Here is a 20,365-nt window from a genome sequence, read left to right on the forward strand (position 1 = left end):
CTAGTGAAAATGGTTAAATAACCATTGGGTTTCGCGGCACTCCTTTATGGTCTAACCATCCTTGTATCCTAAAAACAGGGTGAATGTTCCTTCTGCTGCATCTATGTTATATCAAATTTAAAGTGTTCCACCATACAATATGTTTTATTTGTAGTCATACTTCAAAAACCTGTAATTCTTTTGCCATATAAATTTTGGTAGTTTTTGAAGCATTTTTTCTTAAGCTTTGGGCAAACAAAATTTAGGACAAGCTTCTACAAACATATTGCAACTTGTTATAGATTTTAGTGTGCTTGCCCTTGAGGTTTGCATAATTCTTGACTCATTTTGATTTTTCAAACAACCTCTGAAATATTTTTTGAAAGCAAACATATGGAAATAAATAAATATCGCCAACTAGAGCAAATAAATCAAAATTATCAATATTACGAAACTGGAGAAGGCGGATTAAATTTAATTGATGTTAAAGATAAGATTATCCGACAGATTCATATAGTCGCCGGAACAACTATTGTTATGTCTTCTTTAGCTTTTTTTAGTGCGGTAAACCGCGCCCCTACCTATAAAACTAGTTTTGAAATATTTTCCGAACCAGTCACTATTGAAACAAAAGTTACTTCTCCTGATTCACAATCAGGATCAACCACACAAGAAATTACAGCAGTTGGGTTAGATGAAGTACAACTAAAAAACTTAAAAAGTCCTGAGATAATTATGCCTGTTGTTCTAGATTTGAAATCTAAACATCCAAATATTAATTATGATTCAATTGTTAACACACTCGGCTTAAAAACCAACACAGAAAAAAACGTTTTAGAAGTTTCTTATCAACATGGGGAAAGCAACCAAGTTAAAGATGTTTCACAAGCATTAGCAAAAGCTTATTTGAAATATAGTTTGAAAAGAAGGCAATCTGGACTGAATCGAGGATTAGAATTTTTAGAAGAGCAAATTCCAAGAATACAGACTCAAGTTAATATACTTAATCAGCAATTACAACAATTAAGAAAAAAATACAATTTTATTGATCCTCAAGTTCAAGGCTCTCAAATATCTGAAAGGATAGATAGTTTACTTGTTAAGCAAGTAGAATACAAATCACAATTAGAGAAAACTCAAAGATTAGCTACTCTTGCTAAAAAAGAACTCAGTGATAAGTCTACTGCATCAACTACAACCACGCTATTTGGTACTTCCAGATACAATGCACTCTTGGAAGATTTACAAAAAATAGATAGTGAAATTGCTAGAAAATCAGCTGTTTATACAGAGCAAAGTATTGAGTTGCAAACTTTACAAGAACAAAGACGAGCTATAGTTGCTTTAATAGATTTAGAAATCCCTACTATTCAACAAAAAATTGATAATCAGATTAAATTAGAGCAAAAACAGATACAAGATAATAGTAAAGAAATAGCGGAAATGCAACGCACTCTCCAAGAATGGTTAGAGGTCACAAGGGAATATGAAAGTATTGATCGACGAATGAAAATCACAGCACAACCACTGAATGAACTTTTAGTGAAAAGAGAAGTTCTCCGATTGGAATCTGCCCAAAGAGAAGCTCCTTGGAAATTACTTACGCTGCCTGGAGACCCTACAACTGATGCTGCTAGTGTCGCCAACTATGTGGTGTTGGGTGCGTTTTTAGGTTTATTAATTGGGATAGGTACAGCATTGCTATTTGAGCAATATAAAAATCTAGTTTACAATCCTAATCAAATTCAAAAAATTATTACTCAACCAATTTTAGGTATTATTCCCTTTATTCGCTCTTACAGGAAAAAGTTTTATTTATATAAGCCGAATAATTTAATTAAGCAATCAACTTCAGAAGCAGAACAGTCCAAAAATATAAATCATAACAGAAACCATGCTTTCAAGAATCTGCTATCTCCGTCTATCGAAGCTTATGTTTCTTTAGGCTCTAACTTAGGTTTATTTAAAGAAAATAAAAATATTCGTTCTTTGATTATCACATCTGCGGTATCTGGCGAAGGAAAATCTACTGTGGCAATTAATTTAGCTAAAGCAATAGCTACACTAGGATCGAGGGTTTTAATCGTTGATGCGGATCTGCGTAATCCAAAGAATTTAACTAGTTATATGTCATTAAATCCAACCAAAGGTTTAAGCGATATTTTATTATCAGATACTTTAAATGTCAAAAGCGTTATTCAACAATCATTTGTAGAGGAAAATTTATTTATTCTATCATCTATCAACTCAGGTAGTGATCTTGATACTAGTAAACTATTAGCTTCCTCAAAAATGCGAGAGTTGATGGAAGAATTAGAATATAGCTTTGATGTTGTTATCTATGATGTTGCTTCGATTATTGATTATGTTGATGTAAGTTTATTAGCTAATAATACTGATGGAGTAGTTTTGGTAACTGGTTTAGGAAAATTAAAAGCTTCAAAACTGGAAGAAGCAGCTTCTCAGGTTATGATGTCTAAAATACCTATTTTGGGTGTAGTGATTAATAAGTTAACTTCCTCTTCACCGTGAACCATCATTAAAGTTCAATGTTAAGAAATACCTCTCAATTCACGCATTTCATAACACTTATGTAACTAGAATTTTATCCAAACAACAAATGTTTTGGTTTAATACTTTGCTAGCAGCGTTTTTTCGCTGCTAGTTGGGTGTTAATATCTGACACTTATACTCTAAAAGGCTAAACATCCTTCTTTGTTATTTAATTTATTAAAAAATTATAAATATTTGTAAAACATTTATAATTCAGTATTAAGAATTTGGTGCAAAATTTATTGTATACAAAGTAAGTAGAAGAATTTACAAGTATGTCATTGCCACAGAAACAGAGTGAAATAAAGCGATCGCAACCATCTTCTAAACGAAAGCAAAGATTATTAGGAATCGATTTATGTCGTGGCATTGCAGCCTACGCAGTTGTTCAAGTGCATTCAGGAGATGAAACATGGGGTTCTGTTGAGCCATCTGCTTTTTTATTCAGATCACTCTTCTATTTCGCAGTTCCTTTTTTTCTGGCAGGTTCTTTTTTATTTTCCACTCGTAAAGCGAGTGATAGTACATCTTGGAGTTTCTGGAAGTCCAAGATTGAGCGCATACTAATTCCTTATTTAATCTGGAGCATTCTCTACTTAATAATTCGCTCTGCCTTTTTTACACTCACTCACGAGTCTGCTAGAATCCAGTCGCTATTTCAAGATCCTTTATCTCTTGTATTCTTTGGAGGTGCCTCCTATCAACTTTATTTCTTACCCTTATTATTTACTGGTACCTTCCTAATTTTGCTGGCCCACTATCTGGAAAAACGCAAAATCGGCATCAAAGGATTAATAATACTAGCTGTTTCAAGTATATTTATTGGTCAAATATTAGCTATTTATGGTAATAATTTCAAACTAGGCCCAAATGTGGCATTTGTAAGCCTTGTTGAACTAATTGCACCTGATGCTAATCAAAACAATCTAATTCGTTTGATTCTTGTACAAATTTCCTGGCTGATCTGGTGTTTACCTTATGTAATTCTATCGATGATACTAAATCGATGGTTGAATAAAGCAGATAGGCTAAATCTATTTAATGCATTTACATCGATTATATTTTTAGGGTTATTTTTAATTATCGATGTGTTTAGAAATTACATTCCCTCATTTAGTAGTATTCTCCTTGCTTATTTATTTTTGCTAACAGGAATATCAATTTCTAAGTATCTAAAAGATAACAAGTTTATTGAGAATGTGGGAGCCTGTTCTTTTGGAATTTACCTCATTCATCCTATTGTGATGAATCTAGTCAAGCCATTTGTACATAAGTTGCTTCCCACATCCTTGGTACAAGTGTCAATCCCTTCCATGCTAGCATTCTGTATTCCTACCTTCTTTATCAGCTGGGCATTAGTTTCGCTTATTAAGCGAGAAAAGAGAATTTCTCTATATTTATTTGGAGAATAAAGCTCAACATTTTTTATTCTTAAAGCTCGGTAAATCTAAATGTAGGACTTTGCAAAAGAAAGTCCTACATTTAATTACATCCACTTACTAAAGATGTTTGTGTCTGCGTCCTATTTACTAATCAAATCTTAACCTTCGCCTCTGAATTGGATCTGGCATACTTCCCAGATTTAAATTTTGAGCCTTTACGCACTAAGTTTTGTACAGGTGGATAAAATTTATCTGATATTTCTCTCTTTTAGATGTCGTTCTTGCCAGGGTATCCCTAAAATAAGAGCAGTTGAAATCATGTAACCAGGCTCTTCCATCTGTGTAAAAATCCAACCTATAACAAATACACTCAGCAAAGTAGTTTTTAGACCGTCGTCCAAACAGAAATTTTGCCAAACTAAATAACCAAGATATATATATGCCGCTAATCCCAGTAATCCTAAATCTCCCCAGATTCCTACCCATCCAAAGATGGGACTGAATAAGCTAGAACCACTTGTTAACCAGAATCCAGCTACAAAATCCATAGATTGCTGCCCAATAGAAGTAGAAGTAGATCCCAGAGGGCCTAGAAGAGATGCATAATCTCTAAGAAACCATGCTCCTAGACGGCTGACGGTATGCCCAGGCCCAAGCCCAAATAACCAATTTAAAGGCGACTGATAATTATCTAAAATTAAATGAAATGAGTACAATTTGGCGTACCAAGCTAAACCATCTGAGCCATATAGCTCAGGTCTTGCCCAAGCAGTATACGATTTAAATGCAGGTAGGTTTTCTACACACCACATACCTGTAAACACAATAGTTGTTAAACCAATTACCAGTTTTAAGGTTTTACCAATATCTTTTGAATTTACTAGGATTAGAAGCACCCAGGCAACTCCGTAGGTAAGAACAAGTTGCTTAGAATCAGAGAATAAAATATGCCAAAGTGCTGCAACTGCTGCAAAAATACGCATCGGCAAAGGTGCCTTCTTCTCTGTAGTAAACAGAAAGATTGTAATCATCAGCGATATTGTGGCTGAAACATAATTACCTGCTCCCGATACAAAAAATACTCCACCGCATCCATCCGTTCCATTCAGTCCTCCTGCAAAAAGACGACCTGAATCAATCAGAGGCTTCTGCACAACAGCTAGTAAGAAGTTAATCAGCGCAGACCAATAAAGAAAATTTTTAATTCTCTTGAATGATTCAGTAGATATGGAAATACAACTCATTGCCAGCAGAAACATGAAAGGTTCGCCAAGCATCATGAAACTTACGATCGCATTGATCAAACCAGCATGATTCCAAAACGCGCTAGCAATAGTTACTCCAAACAGTACCAATAAACCCGTTAACAAGGATAGACAGAGAGAAATTTGTTTTGGGTTCCTGGTACGGGTTGTGCTTAAGGCAATGGCACATACCAAAGGAATAATGGCAAAGTGCAGCAAATTGAGCAAAGAAAAACGAATTGTTGTGGCGGCAATGCGCGAGTAGAAAACGCTAGAGAAGGCCAAGATAATTAAGGTTGTATTGCTAATCCGCCTTGTTTTTGTATTTTCGCCAATAGATATTGCTTGCAAGTTCATAAAGTAGAGACTAGATCGGTTGGGAAATTGCAGATCAAGAAGATATGACTTAGGCAAATTCCAAAAAATTTGGGCGGAGCATCGCTCCGCCCAGCAGTAATTGAAATCATAGTAAAGACATATGACAGTCTGGATGTTCTATTTGCTGAATTTGATACTGAGACAGTAACTTACTCTTAATTTTACAAATATCTAAACTATTTAATAGGCTAAATTTTTCAATCTTAGCCAAACCCACATAGCAAATCTGGTTTTGTAAACTTCATATTAAAAATCAATAATACTTTGGATAAACGACTAGACTTTAGTGCTTTCGCCCTGAAGGGCGCGCCTCGACGGCATTTTATTCTTGGCAAGTGCCTGACAACCTTCATCATATCCACTCTCTTAATTAATGAGCAGTTTTGTTAGTAATGCTTTGGTAGATATAAGATAATTCTTCTCCTTTTGCTGCCCAGCTATAGTATTGCTGAACCCGTTGCTGTCCAGCCTTGCCCATCTGTACTCGCAGGTCTTGATTCTGTGCGAGTTGCACCATCGCTTGTGCCATTGTAGCGATCGCTTGCTCTGGAGAGTGTGCTGGAATCTTAAAACCTGTTTCCTCTGTTACCTGCTGGGCAGGGCCACCCAAGTCTAGACAAATAATTGGTCTGCCTGCTGCCATTGCCTCCAAACAAACCCCTGCGCCGGAGTCGTGGAGACTAGGATGTACCAGAACCGACGATTGTCCTAATTTAGATAACACCTGATCCCGTTCCAATAATCCCCAAAACTTGACTTGGTGAGCAATATTTAGCTCTTTTGCCAGTGATGCCAACCTTTGAGCCTCAGACCCATCGCCTACGACCCAGTATTCAGCATCTTGTAAATTGGCTTGTGCAAACGCCCGCAACCCCAGATGAAAACCTTTCCAATGCAATAGACGGGCAATACTAATAAATCTAACAGGAGATGTGCTTGGTGTTGGACAATGCGCCAGTTGATCAATCTCTTGTTGGGATAAAGCGATCGCTGACGAAATTTTGACATGGGGTGCGCCCATAGCCTGAACTCGTAGGGCAGTATCTTCAGTTGCGGCAAAAGCGATCGTGCTACGTCTCGCCGTCATACGGGTAAACGGATCAACCTCACCGATTCCACGGGCTAGTAAACGCAGGGTTTCATAGATCCGGTTTTTTAAACTGAAGTCTTTCCAGAAAGCAGGAGGGGTTGTTTCTCCGCCCCCCACTGCTCCCCAAATAAAGGGAATGGGAAGTAACGTCAAAAAGCTAGGGCTAGAATACTTGACAAAAGTGACGTGGTGAGCAATGTCAAAACCAATTTCCCGGTGGAGTTGTTTTGCCACAAAATAAGCTTGTATCTGCCACAGATAGTAGTGAATTTGCATTGCGCCTGACTGCCCCCAACGCAAACTGTCTTTCCAGAAAGGTAAAGTAAAATAGACAAAATGGAGGTTGGAAATTGGGTTTTTCGCAAGTTCTGCTTCGATTGCCTCCCGGCTCTCATCAGGGCGAGTGAGCACCCAAACTTTATGATGTTTGGCAACTTCACAGGCCACATTCCATCCAACCCCGCGCTCAGAGCCTTTGCCTGGTTCACAAGAGTAAGTAGATAGTAAAACTTTCATGGGTCTAATATCTCCAAATGATAGATACCTGTTTGCCCAAATATCAGAAGTTATATAATTTCTTGCATAAATTAAAATTATTTATTTGAGACAAGCTCCTCATAAACCTTTGCGACTTGCTCACTCGTATTTTTCCAGCTAAACTGTTTTACTCGTTCTAGTCCTTTTTCAATTAACTGACTCCGATGGTCAGCGTTTTGCTTTATCTGGCAGACCTTCATAACTATCTCTTCAACATCTGTGGGGTTTACTAAACAGGCAGCATCCCCAGCAACCTCTGGCAAAGAAGAGGTATTCGAGGTCACAACAGGCAACCCACAAGCCATTGCTTCTAAAATAGTCAGCCCAAACCCTTCATATAATGAAGGCGCAAGTAACATATCAGCTGCATTATAAATCTGTTCTAAAGTATCTTTATCAGGTTTAATAAAATGAATTATTTTTTGTTGCAAGTTATGTTTTTCAATAAAGTCTTTATGTTCATCTTTGAATTCACCTCCTACCTTCCATAAACTGGCAGAAATCCCTTTCATGCTTAAAGTCGCTAAAACCTTAAGAACTGTCAAAATATTTTTGCGTGGGCTGGTTGCGCCTACATTTAATAAGCAGAGTGTTTCAGGAGAAACAGCATATTTTTGGCGGAAGTTGGCAGATGAATCCTTAGGTAGAATACGAAATTGAGGATCAATGCCATTAAGCACTACACTGATATTTTCAGGTGTAATAGGCAGGAATTTTTGAACATCTTTGGCAGTATTGGATGAAACAGAAATTATATGGTTTGCCTGACACATTCCTCGAACTGACTGCTGCCAAACAGCCAAGCTAAAAGCGGGAAACCGAGATTCACCAATCAAGCTATCTGGATAAACAAATTGCACCAGATCATGGCAAGTAACAACAGTCAATTTACCTGAATTTCTAAGCCAACGGGCAATATGACCATCAGTGCCATCTATAATATGGAAAATGTCAGCCTGATGTTGACTGACTTCACGAGGATAACGCCAAAAACATTCGTAGTATTTACGAAATCCTGGGCCTTTTAACCATAGTTTATCAGGGCTATTCCAGGGTTTAGGTTCAAGTTCCGTGATCGTCCATTCAGGACGTACAGATCTCAGACCAGCTACCAAATTGTCAGCATAGATATCCATGCTGGGCGTAGCGCCCCGAACCCGACGGACAATCATAACTTTCATAGAAAAAAACTCACTCAACTACTTCCCGAAAGCTCACATATGTTATGGTTCTTTACAGATAAATGCTTCCATAGGTTAATCAAGCGTTCTGCAATCCGCGTGTGGCTATAATGCTCGTGAGTTCTATCGAAACAGTATTGTCCTGCTTCTTGCCACCACTCTGGTTCACGCATCATTTTTTCTAAAATCGCCGTCAGCGCATCAACATCGTTTTCGGGGAAAACCAGATCAGGTCGTCCAATCACATTTGGAATTTCCCCTGACGACGAGCCAATTACAGGTATACCCATTGCCATTGCTTCAATCAGAACATGGCCAAACTGTTCCTTCCATTCAGGTGTACTACGTGAAGGTAGAACTAAGACATCGAAATTAGCAATTTCTTGGGGAGCCTGTTCATGGCGTACTCCTCCACGCCATATAATCCATTCAGAAACTTGTAAATCTTCTGCCTGTTGCTTGAGACTAGCTTCACAGGGGCCAGAACCACATAGAATTACCTGACACTCCAAGCCACGGCATCGTAATTTATATAGTGATGAGAGAAGAAGATCAACACCCTTGCCAGTGGCTAGACGACCTAGAAAGCCGATTCTAAACTTACCATTATTGTCTGGCTTAACTAATTGGGGTGTAAATAACTGAGTATCTACTCCTATCTGGGGCATTACCTCGATTAATCCTTGGTAATCCCATTGGCTCATCACCTTAGCACCATCGCTATTGCCAGCAATGAATAATTGAGTAGTTGCCATAACAAAGTCACGCACCCATCGACGCAATACAGGTAAGCAACGTTCCATGTTCTCCCAACCGAACACAATCATAGGCTTTTGCCATAATCGAACCCAAAGAGCAACCTCAAAGGCTAATAAGGAAAATACTTCTTCTTCTACTTGCACAATGTCAGGTTGAAAATCATTCAATACTTTAAAGAGTGACCAAGGATTATAACAATATGCACCCCCTCGACCACTAAATAAAGCAGGTAAGGAATATATTTGAATATTCGAGTAGGGATGTTCTACTGGAATCAACCGATTCCATTCCATCGCTTTCCAGTTATTTGGTACAAGTAGTCCGACCGTTATATCATCATTTTGTGCGATCGCGTTAAGCTTTCCCTGATTCACTCCAACTACGTAGGCATGGCTAACAAATAGAACCCGTAGACCAGAGCCATGAGATACTCTTTGGTTTTGAGTCGTCAAATCATTACTAGTGTTCATTTTGCTGTCCCCAGTCTTTACACCAAAGATAGTTATTTTGCCTAGTAACCTGCCAAATGCACCACGTAAACAATAGAATTATTGCCCTCAGTCCTGATATATTTGCCAAATTTACAATTTGCTTCTTTCGTCTCATTGATGACGTTTGTGCGCTCAAACTACCTGAGCGAATACGGTATTGTAACAACATTTTCGGGCATCTTGCTTTTTGGACAATACCAGCCGTGCGAAGCCACCACTCACCACTCTCATCTTGGTGAAGGGAAAAAGGTGATTCATCGAATGGATGTTGTCTCATAGTTTCGGTTTTTACCATCCACGATGAAGGCATCGGAATATAGGAAGCAGTTGCAAATGCACATATTTTCCCATTTTCATTCATGAGGTAGTGGTCAGATCCAACAAAGTCACATCCCCTTGCTTTTGCATAATTAAGCTGGGATAGTGTTTTGCCACTACACCAAATATCATCGCCGTCACAGTATGCTACCCAAGGCAACCGTACGTACTTTAAAGCTTGATTACGTACTGCTCCCAGAGGAGCTAATGGAATCCGAATTATTTCTAATCGCGGCTCTGTCAGGAGAGATCTAAGCACCGCATTAATCCAAGTATTGTTTTCTTCAATGCAAAGAACAACTTGACCAATGCCAGAATCTGAAAGTACAGCCTCCATAGTAGCCCTGAGAAACGGTTGTTCGCGATCGGTCATCGCAGTAACTATGGCGGCCACATCCTGTTGATTATCACACTTTGTTTCGCAAAGCATATATCTGAATGTATCCGTAACAATTTTTCAATATGGTTAAATAAAATTAAAATGCCAAGAATAACAAAGTCAGTACTCCCTTGGCAACTATAGGAATCCGATGTGATTACTGAACATACTTGTGTAGAGAGGCAATAGGCAATAGGGAACAGGAAAGAAGGAATAAAAGTATACTGAGTTTTTTTCAGAAATCAAATATGAATCCTATATGTTGTGTTGTCTCTAAAAACCTTCACAAAGTACCTGTTAGTTAGATTTTATTGGCCATTAAGTTTTTACTTAGAAAGTCCTCAATATCCTTTATATTGTCGGATAAGGTTCAGAGGCAATAGATTTACCACTTTACTCCTATACGTTTAGCTGCTCGTAAGACTGTAACGCTAATTTTTGCTCCATATAAATGGTGCCTTTTCTGAAGCAGCTAATAAAACATACAAGTATCTTTCGCAAGCACCTTCTTGAAATGTTCAGCTAATCTTAAAGCAAATACCACAATCATGAATGTGGTATTTGCTTGCCCTGAAGTTACGAAAATAGAACTGCTAGCAACAAACAGGTTATCAATCCCATGAATTTTGCAATTTACATCTACCACACCATCTGCTGGATGCTCTGACATCCGAGTAGTTCCAACTTGGTGAAATCCATCTCTGGCTTGTTCCCATACGCTTGCTTCAGGATCTGCACTCAGGTATTCTAAATAGCCACAGTCGTGCTTCCTTAAATGTTGATCCCAATACTGATGAGCCTTTAACACATTGTCAATATCTTGTTCGACGTACCGCAGGTTAATATCCAACCGTCGCATACCTAATTCATCACACTCATCAGATAAACGAACTGTACTGTTTTGATTAGGCACTTGCTCACTATGGTAATGTAGAGGATATTGATTAGCAGCACTATATACAAATAGTGCTGGTATCTTTCTGCGGGCAATAAATCGCCCATATGCAAAGCTGGGGATAAAAGTCAGAGTTGAGTGCAAATCCTTCACGATGTTCATAACATGAGACCAATACATTCCCTGATCTTCTGTTTTCCCAATCGCTGCATTCCTGATTGCTGTTGATGTCAAATAATTTTTTAATATAGGAAAGTTAAGTGCTACATAGGCAGAAGATAAAATTCCATTTTGGTGAGATGGATCACCAAATTTAGGAGAGCCTAACCAGCCAACAATATTTAACATTTCTTTTTCGTGCAGGAATTCTCGCGTGAACGAGAACCGTCGTCGTAAATAGATCTTGTCTTGATCTCGATCAAATCCGAAAACAGTATCTTTGGGTGGAGTTGTGAAATTCACAACTGCAATATCGCCTGACAAATGTCCCATGTAAAAGCGGCCTAAAAGCCCACTATGGTTGCCGATACCACCAGGATGTTTTCGATCAGAAGCCAAAAGGAGCCTTGTAGTGTTCAAAGCACCTCCTGCCAACACATATTTTTGGCATTTTATGCTTATAGTCTTGCCATTCAAAGTTTTTCCTTGAAATAACTCAACCTGTGTTCCCTGATCATTAGTTTCAATTTCGGTACACGTTAAACCGTAAATCAGTTTGATCCGTTCTGAACCCATTAACTCACTCAGGTATTCTTTACCAAAGTTAGTAGGTAAAGACCATCGTTCTAAAGTTGAAGTCAAAACGTGTTCATCGGGCAATCCTGGAACAATCGATTTCTGCTCAATACTAGAAATATTATTTATATCGAATTCTGACTTGCCACAAAAAAAGTAGTCACAGGCTTTTTGAAAGTAGGTTGTCAGTTCTTCGTAAGTAACTGGCCAGGAGGAGTGAGGAATATATTCTCGTTGGTCGAAATCTATAGGATCGTAAGGCACACAACGTCCACCCCAGATGTTGGAGGTTCCGCCTACTTGCCGACGAGTACACTCTGACATTGGTGCATGGAATTGTGGATCGAAATAGCTGGCTTCGCCTAAGTTTTGAATGGTTTCAGAGAATTGCAGGCGACCACTTTCTATCAACGCAACATCGTATCCTGACTTAGCTAACTCTAGTGACAAAACAATACCTGCTGGGCCTGCACCAACCACTGCAATGTCTGAGCTAAAGACAGTTTCATTTTGAAGAGTTTCAGCATCAATAAGCATTTTTATTGTATTAATTAATATGGGCAACAAGATATCAGGAAATTGTAAAATCAATTAAACTCTAATTAACCAACGCTTCTGGTACAACCAGTAAGCAACTAGCCACCAAAGTAAAAGGGTAACAAAGGCAAATAGAAATCCAGCAAGTTCAGTTCCAGACAAACTCAAAAACATATGCTCATCGAGCCATTTGTAGCTAGATGGTGCATTACTTTCAGTACCAATATGAGTTCCTTCCAAAAGCTTAATCACTAACTCTGAAGCAACAAACACAAAAATGGAGTTTAAGCCCAATACATGAACTGGGTAGCTCCAACGCCGTTTTCTTCTGACTTCAATCACTTCGTAACAGATTGATAACAACAGTAATGCTAGTCCGACGGTAAAAAGCACATATGAACCAGTCCACAACTTTTTGTTGATTGGCAGCCAAAGACTCCATAACTGTCCCAAAACAATGCTGCTGCAACCAAATAGAACCAACGTCATACTCTGGCTAGAAGTGTAGAGTTTTTTGTCCACAGTTTCGGTTTGCAACCATGCCCCAGTAAAATATCCCATGAGAACGATGGCGATCGTAGTCAGCATTCCGAACCAACTCATGATACCGAACGTTCCAACCTCAGATCGAGCCAAATCTGCTGTCCCAGAGATAGGTTCAGGGATAGGAAAGGCTATATAGGCTAACCAGTAGATAATTAATAGTAGGATAGTAATTACCCACTGAGCTTTGCGAGGTAGATTAAGAACGATGAGGGCAGTAGACAGATAAGCTAAACTAATGCGCTGTAAGACACCACTAATTTGAAATGTACCCCACTCATATGTCCAAAAGCCATTGACAATCAGACCGAGAGCAAATAAAACAATACTGCGGCGCAGTAATCGCCAATATAACGCCCTTGTGGGTCTATTTCCCTGACTATATTTGGATAGAGAAAAGGCCATCGCTACCCCAGTGATAAATAAAAAGAAGGGAAACACCAAATCTGCTAAAGTACAGCCATTCCAATAAGAATGCGCTAGCCAGGGATGAATTGATGGCGAAAGACTAGCTGTGTTGACAAGCAGCATGGCTGCAATTGTGAACCCACGAAAGGTATCGAGTGAATAAAGACGAACCGATTGTTTGAGAGGGTTCATTACTTGAAAGCCTTTAAGAAACAATTGCCAAAGTCAAGCTTGAGTGAACTTGAACGCTGAGAGTCACTATTGTTTTATTAGGCACTTTATTTGTGCTTAATGCAATTGCTAAACATCTTGATTCTGAAACTTAAATCAAGAGAATACCCTTACCTACTTATCATGGCTTCCTGCTTTTTAGGCTTTTGCTGAGAGCGATAAGCAAAGTATTGCCTAATTACCTGAATAGTCTTTTCAATTTCACTGCGAGAATACCAAGGGTAAGTCGGCAAATAAAATAATTCTTCCTCTACCTTCTTTGCATTGGGACAATCTCGATGAAATTCTTCAAATTGGGGTGCATCAGCATTACTAGTGAAGTGACCCGCAGCTACATCTCGCCCTTGTCTAAACATAAACGCCAACAGATCATCCCGATTGGAATATTGGACTGGAAACCAAAGATAGGTAATAGAGCCATCGGTTCGGACAGGAGGTAGTATTAGCTCAACAATATCTTTCAATCCTTCGTAGTAAAGCAGACCATTTTCAATTCTAATCTTGATATGTTGATCAACCTTTTTGAGTTGGGATAGACCGAGACGAGCCTGAAAAGGAGTGTAGTATGACTTGTATATATCAGGAAGCTCTGCTGCTGGTTCACTCTCCTGAGGTTGTCTGCGAGTCATCTTATTAACTGACTCAATGTTGTTTAAGTAGCTGTATCGAACAATTGGATAAGTGATTAGCTGAAAGATAACAGGGGTAAAAGCAAGGTCATGCATCAAGCCCTTTTTCACTTTACGAGTAATACCCGGAAGGGGAGGATTAGAAAAACTCTTTAACTCAGCCCTAATCTTCTCAACTACATCCTTACGATCAGTGATTACAGCCCCACCGAGCCATGTAGGTATATTTTTGTGCATTTCAAAACTGAATATGCCCACATCACCAATTGTACCTACAGGTTTTCCTTGCTCATAAACACCAAAGGATTGGGCACAGTCTTCAATCATCGGAATATTGAAGCGATCGCAAATATTCTTAATGCGATGAGCTTCTGCTGCAACGCCGTGTAAATGGGTGATCAAAACCGCTCCTGTATTGGGAGTAATTAACCTTTCCACTTCATCAGCAGAAATGTTGCAGGTTTCTCGATCAACATCTGCAAATACAGGACTACCTCCCGCAAAAATTACCATGTTAATTACATCAGCGATGGTGTAGGGAGATAAAATTACTTCTTGTCCTGGCTTTATCAATGCTTTAACCGCAAGATAAATACCTACTCGGCACTGATAAACGCAAACTGCATATTGAGTGTCAAATCGCTCACAAAGTGCTTTCTCAAAGATTTCAATATTCTTAGTATCTCTTTGAGAACGCCCTCCCAGAACATACCCTAGAAACTCTAGGTAACTATTAAAATTTGTATAAAGTCGGTTTTTGGGGTTCGGGCTTAAAGTCGGCATATTTCTATTTTTTAATCTTTATAGATGTTTATTATTGTTATGAACCTGCTAATGCTCGTAAGCATTGAACTGTCCAACTAATCACTCTAGGACGATAGTGAGGGGCATAAAGCCAGGTAATCGCGGGTTTTGCTAAAGTCAACGGCATAAAACCAACCCAAAGAAACCATAAGCTATATATCAGCCGCTTTTGCCAGTTAAAGCCAGAGTACTTCCACAAACAGCGAATCCCCTGATAGGCTAGAGTAGAAGCGCGATCGCCAGGAACAGGATGATGCACTGGATCAAGCCGCAATGAGTTGATCCGAGACCACAATCTTCCAATTGATCGCTGTTCTAAATCAGGCGGAATTTCATAACCTGCTTCAGTTGCCTTTTTTACCAGCAAGGCATAATTTTGCAAGTCATGGCGTACAAACCGCTGAAATCTCGCTGGGTTGACTGTACCTAATGCCCACTGATTGTTGCCATGAATGCGATAAGCACCCAGAGGCTCTTCGATTGCCGCAACTTCGCCATAGAAAGGAATCAGGAAAGATAGGTAGTCGTCGGCAGTAGACTTGTATTCATTAGGGATGGGAAATACTTCTTTAAGAGCCTTACGATTTAAAGCATTACCACTAGTGGGAGTACTAATGTAACCACCCCATGATATTAGCTCTCGCCATACTTCGCCAGTTGACAGAGAACCAGAACCTTGAGGCATGGAGTAGCCCAAATCTTGTTGTTCTGCATCCACAACTTTTAAACGGTAATGAACTTTAGCGAGTTTAGGCTGCCAAATTTGAACAATTAGCTCAACCGCGTTTGGCATTAAATAGTCATCTGAGTCTAGAAAGATGATAATATTACCTTTGCTTTTGGCAAATCCACTGTTGAAGGCGGCTGCTTGTTTGCCATTAGGTTGCAAAATAGGAATGATGCGATCGCCATAACTAGCGATGATTTCACGAGAGTTATCGGTTGAGCCATCATCGACAACAATGACTTCTATACAAGGATAAGTCTGGTTGACAGCACTATCGATTGCTTGCGTAAGAAAGCGAGCGTAGTTGTAATTATTAATAATAATACTTACAAATGGACTAGGTTCCACAAATTCTCCATTCCTCCTACTTAAGTCATCGTTGCAAGTATTTCTTGAAACGGATCTCTGTATAAAAAATATCTGAGAGTGTACTTGAAACTATATTTCATAACTTCCAGATAGCTGAGTTTTTTGAATAGATATTTAAAATAAAGAGCGCTGATTAGTTGACGTTCCAAAGTATGTTCAGCATTATTTCTTATGGCAACTCTCTGAGCTTCTTGAACAATTTCATCGTTGTATGTATTAACCAAATAATTAAGAATTGCTTGAGTTCCTCTATTATGCTCTGGAGATCCCTTGAATGCCGCAAACTTCTTCAAAAAATCATTAGAATTCTGTTCTTGATAAAATTCTGTAAATACACAAAGTGGCTCTTGTAAAAAATACACGTTTTCCTTTATTTGTAGTGTTCTAAAAACCTCTTGATGCCATGAATGCTCAACTCTAAAGCCTACTTGTAAGTTGGATTTAATTCTATCAGTACGCCAAAATAGACCACCGTTAGAAATACCTTCGCAGAAGAACAACCGAGCATAGATTTGCAAGGGAGTATATATTCCCTCTTCAAACCATCCTCCCCTAGTTGTGGCTCCTGTAGGAATTGAAACTCCATGCTTCTCCAGCCTCACTTCTTGATTTCTTAAAATAATTCCAACGTTATTATTTTCAATAAATCGAATATTTGCATCAATATAGTTAGGGAGAAGATAATTATCATCTTCCAAAACAAAAGCATACATTCCATTCAAGTAGCTTGTCGAGTAAAACGCATAATCGATATTTTTTGAGCGTCCTAGATTCTGCTCATTCGGTCTATAAAGAATTCGGTTATCATTTAATTCTCTTACGACTTGTTGAGCTTCTTGTTCAGGAGAATCATCTAAAACGATTGCCTTCCAGTTTGGGTAAGTTTGTTCTATTAAACTGGTAAGAGCGCGTCTGAGTAGATCAGGGCGTTTATAAGTTGGAATTCTTACTTCACAAAGAGACATATTCTTCTCGAAGATGAATTGAAGATTTAAGGGTCAAGTTGCATTAAATTAAAAATGCTGCTAAAGACAAGCTTTGACAATTGATGATAGAGTTTATTAAATTACTGTACTTAGTAGCTCTTTCACCTTCTTACCTGCGACCCTCCAGTTAAGGCGAGATTCATATTCATGGTAAGCAGATAATGCAATATCTTTATAGGTTGAATAGTTTGTAAAAGTCGTCAAAATATAATCACAGTATGTAGAAATATCAGCATATTTATCGAATAAACGGCCATTTATATCGTTGTGGATCATAGTTGGAATTCCACCAACCATAGTTGATAAACAGGGAACACCAAGAGAGTTCGCTTCACAAAGAACGATTGGTGTACAGTCAGCTAGTGTTGGTAAAATCAGAAAATGAGATTCCAAAATGAGATTTTGAATTTGAGCTTTCCCCTTAGGAGTAGACTTACTAATGAAGCCCAAAGCATTTACAAAACTAGGGAGAGGTTCATCAACGATAGGTGAGCAACCTATAACTGTTAATTCAGTCTTTAATCCAGCCTGATTTAACTTTTTAGTAACTTGATAAGCAACGTCTCCCCCTTTTCTGAACCAATCCACGGCGATAAATATCAATTTGCATTTATCTATAGGTCTGGATTCTATAGCATCCTTAACAGTCTCGAATGTGAGTACACCTTCAATATTGGCACCAAAAGGCACAACTTTGACCTTGTTGGGTTCAGCACCATAATCCTTAATTGCGGACTCTGCTGCCCAATCAGATGAATAGATGGCAAGTTGACATCTCTTTAAAGCTAATTCCTCCATCCGATGCCAGTCTTTAATTACCGTTTCATCGAGGTTACTATAGAGGGGATAAAAGTTATGGATATTGGCAAATGTTCCATCTGCCCAAAACACAATTGGTTCCTTACATTCGAGATACGCAATTGGATTAGCTGTAGCGCTGAAAATAACATCTAGCTGCTTACCATTTAATTTACTTGCGATTTGTTTTGCATAATTTTTTAGCGTTAATGGTTCAGCATCTTTCTGGTAGTTTTTGTTAAAAATATATTTAGAGAAACTTCCTTTAATTTTACGAAGTAGTTGGAGCGAAAAAGGTTCTTTGAGAGAACCCAAATATTCGACATCTATAGACTGTTCTTTTAAAGAGCGGGCAATATAATATCCAGTTCCCGACCATTCATTTGTTCCTTTTAATCTACGTGAATCGTAGGTAGTAACGTATCCTAACTTCATAATAAACTTGCCTTAATTCATAGTAGTTAACGGTGCTGACAACTATATTTAATCATTGACCTAATATAACTTCTCGGTAACTACCTGATTTAAGAATTTGCCCCTGCTCAAGCTGATAGATCTGATCACAATGCTCGATTGTAGAAAGACGATGAGCAATAATAATGATTGTTTTACTTCTAGCTAAAGCTTTTGTTGCTTCAGTTATAAGCTGCTCTGTTTCATTATCAAGTGCAGCAGTTGCTTCATCAAAAACCAAAATTTCTCGTTCATGATATATGGCACGAGCAATTCCTACACGCTGCCTTTGTCCACCTGATAGAAGAACCCCACGCTCGCCCAAAACTGTTTTAACCCCATCTGAAAGCTGGCTCACTACCTCACTTAACTGAGCAACTTCAATTGAATGTTTCAGCCTATCTTGGTCAATTAAGTCTTCAGGAACACCAAACGCAATATTTTTTTCTAAGGTGTCATCTGTTAAGAAAATGGACTGAGGTACGTAGCCTATCATATTCTGCCACGCACGTATGTTCGAGTAAATGGAGATCCCATCAACTTTTATATCTCCAGTTTGGGGAATGAAAAGTCCCAAAAGAATATCTACTAAAGTTGTCTTTCCAGCACCAGATTTGCCAATTAATCCAATAGATTGGCCTTTTTGAATTGAGAAGGAAATTTTATCTAGGGCTTTCCGTGACATTTGAGGATATTGAAAAGTCACATTATCCACATAGATCTCTTTTTTAAAGCTGATGATTTCTGCATCCACTCTAGACTTCAACAGGCTTGATGATTTTTCAGAATCATGCTCTGAAGAGTAAAATTCTCTAGATTCTATTTTCTTAAAATCTTCTATCTCTTTGAAATCAAAGAACAATTTATCGATTGCAAAAGCATTTGCCCTAACTGTGCTAACGTTACCAAGCAAATTACTTACAGCGGGGAGAAGCCGAATTGAGGCAAGAGAGAAAATTCCTAAAACTACAGTTAAGTTTTTTTCTTCGCCGCGGTTAAATTCAATAAATAAAAGTGTAAACCCAATTAAGAAACTAATCATAAATGCTTCAATGACAAAACGCGGGAGATTCCCATAACTGTCGGCTAAAACCTTATTTGTAGCGTACTTTCTTACCTGTGCATCCATCTGATTTATAAAGTAGCCCTCGCATCCTATGACACGAGTTTCTTTAAATCCACCCAATCCATGATTGAGGATGCGAATCATTTCCGCAGACGCATCCCAGCCCTGGATACCCCAGCGAGCCAATCGATCCTTTATCAGCCTAAGCAATCCGGCTATAATGAGAAAAAGGACTCCAATAAATATCAGGGCTATCGTACTAGTTTTCACCAGCAACAGGAGCAACGCAAGAATAACAATAGTATTAGATACAGATGTCAAAATAGCCATTACTACACCAATACAAAAATTATCTGTAGTTGTAGTAATATTTTGGATAAGTGTGGAAGAATTAGCTCTAAGGTGAAAACTATATGGTGCTTCCAGGTAAGCCTTTAAAAGGTTGTAGGATAGCTTGCCTTTTAATCTATAACCAAAGTTAAAGACTTCTTTTTGTGCAGAAAATGCACAAAACGTCTTTATATAAAAGATTAGAGTTACTACAAAGCCAATAAAAACAAGGAACTTGTACTTATCAGAGAAACCAAGATGCTCATAAACGAGATTTAGCCAGTAATTATTCAAGACTGAATCTGGATTGGTGGCTGTGACTATAAAGGGTCCAACCATACCAGTCCCAAAGACTTCCAAAGCGGAGATAAATAAAAACAGGCAAATCATCGCAACTAGCCTTCTATAACTTCCCTTTGTTAGGTATAAAAATTTAGATATAAATTTAGTCAGATTGGTCATTAAATTATCCATGCAGGCTTTTCCTTTGTTAAATAAAAAAACGTCTTTATTAACCGAATAATTTTGACATCATCGTCAACATAAATATAATATTTAAGAAG

The 20,365-nt window shown here is 38.4% G+C and carries 14 protein-coding genes; 2 read left to right on the forward strand and 12 right to left on the reverse strand.

Features of this window, described 5'->3' with window-relative positions; genetic code table 11:
• The first annotated feature begins 327 nt into the window (after positions 1 to 327).
• Together H6G76_RS01175 and H6G76_RS01180 are read left to right on the forward strand one after the other, a co-directional pair.
• Positions 328 to 2,511 (forward strand): polysaccharide biosynthesis tyrosine autokinase, encoded by a 2,184-nt coding sequence (locus tag H6G76_RS01175; RefSeq protein WP_190694413.1) that lies wholly within the window; start codon positions 328 to 330, stop codon positions 2,509 to 2,511.
• A 296-nt stretch (positions 2,512 to 2,807) separates the two neighbouring features.
• Complete coding sequence (locus tag H6G76_RS01180) at positions 2,808 to 3,944, forward strand: acyltransferase (protein ID WP_190694415.1); 1,137 nt, start codon at positions 2,808 to 2,810, stop codon at positions 3,942 to 3,944.
• Positions 3,945 to 4,162: 218 nt separating this feature from the next.
• Here H6G76_RS01180 and H6G76_RS01185 read toward each other — a convergent pair whose 3' ends face one another.
• From H6G76_RS01185 to H6G76_RS01240, 12 genes are all read right to left on the reverse strand, one after another.
• Positions 4,163 to 5,515 carry a hypothetical protein gene (locus tag H6G76_RS01185; RefSeq protein WP_190694417.1) on the reverse strand — a complete coding sequence of 451 codons (1,353 nt, stop codon included), beginning with the start codon at positions 5,513 to 5,515 and terminating at the stop codon, positions 4,163 to 4,165.
• A 391-nt stretch (positions 5,516 to 5,906) separates the two neighbouring features.
• A complete protein-coding gene (locus tag H6G76_RS01190) occupies positions 5,907 to 7,142 on the reverse strand; it encodes a glycosyltransferase family 4 protein (protein WP_190694419.1) in 1,236 nt (411 codons plus the stop codon).
• Between the two features lie 77 nt (positions 7,143 to 7,219).
• Complete coding sequence (locus H6G76_RS01195) at positions 7,220 to 8,344, reverse strand: glycosyltransferase family 1 protein (RefSeq protein WP_190694420.1); 1,125 nt, start codon at positions 8,342 to 8,344, stop codon at positions 7,220 to 7,222.
• A 14-nt stretch (positions 8,345 to 8,358) separates the two neighbouring features.
• Positions 8,359 to 9,573, reverse strand: a complete 1,215-nt coding sequence (locus H6G76_RS01200) for a glycosyltransferase (protein WP_190694422.1) — start codon at positions 9,571 to 9,573, stop codon at positions 8,359 to 8,361.
• Entirely contained in the window at positions 9,563 to 10,342 is a 780-nt protein-coding gene (locus H6G76_RS01205) for a glycosyltransferase family A protein (protein ID WP_190694424.1), read from the reverse strand. The genes H6G76_RS01200 and H6G76_RS01205 overlap by 11 nt, the downstream gene beginning before the upstream one ends.
• Before the next feature lie 421 nt (positions 10,343 to 10,763).
• Positions 10,764 to 12,458: an FAD-dependent oxidoreductase gene (locus H6G76_RS01210; RefSeq protein WP_190694426.1), complete on the reverse strand. Its 1,695-nt coding sequence runs from the start codon at positions 12,456 to 12,458 to the stop codon at positions 10,764 to 10,766.
• A gap of 54 nt (positions 12,459 to 12,512) precedes the next feature.
• The gene (locus H6G76_RS01215; RefSeq protein WP_190694428.1) at positions 12,513 to 13,601 is read right to left on the reverse strand and encodes an acyltransferase family protein; all 1,089 of its coding nucleotides are present in this window, start codon (positions 13,599 to 13,601) and stop codon (positions 12,513 to 12,515) included.
• 149 nt (positions 13,602 to 13,750) lie between these two features.
• Positions 13,751 to 15,052, reverse strand: coding sequence for a DegT/DnrJ/EryC1/StrS aminotransferase family protein (locus H6G76_RS01220; protein WP_190694430.1), 1,302 nt, complete (start codon positions 15,050 to 15,052; stop codon positions 13,751 to 13,753).
• A 37-nt stretch (positions 15,053 to 15,089) separates the two neighbouring features.
• Positions 15,090 to 16,148 carry a glycosyltransferase gene (locus tag H6G76_RS01225; RefSeq protein ID WP_190694432.1) on the reverse strand — a complete coding sequence of 353 codons (1,059 nt, stop codon included), beginning with the start codon at positions 16,146 to 16,148 and terminating at the stop codon, positions 15,090 to 15,092.
• A 20-nt stretch (positions 16,149 to 16,168) separates the two neighbouring features.
• Complete coding sequence (locus H6G76_RS01230) at positions 16,169 to 17,134, reverse strand: glycosyltransferase family 2 protein (RefSeq protein ID WP_190694434.1); 966 nt, start codon at positions 17,132 to 17,134, stop codon at positions 16,169 to 16,171.
• Between the two features lie 96 nt (positions 17,135 to 17,230).
• The gene (locus tag H6G76_RS01235; protein WP_190694436.1) at positions 17,231 to 18,388 is read right to left on the reverse strand and encodes a glycosyltransferase family 4 protein; all 1,158 of its coding nucleotides are present in this window, start codon (positions 18,386 to 18,388) and stop codon (positions 17,231 to 17,233) included.
• A 52-nt stretch (positions 18,389 to 18,440) separates the two neighbouring features.
• Positions 18,441 to 20,276 (reverse strand): ABC transporter ATP-binding protein, encoded by a 1,836-nt coding sequence (locus H6G76_RS01240; protein ID WP_242056281.1) that lies wholly within the window; start codon positions 20,274 to 20,276, stop codon positions 18,441 to 18,443.
• Positions 20,277 to 20,365 lie beyond the last annotated feature (89 nt).

It is taken from the genome of Nostoc sp. FACHB-152 (genome assembly GCF_014697475.1).
Classification (GTDB): Bacteria; Cyanobacteriota; Cyanobacteriia; order Cyanobacteriales; family Nostocaceae; genus Nostoc_B.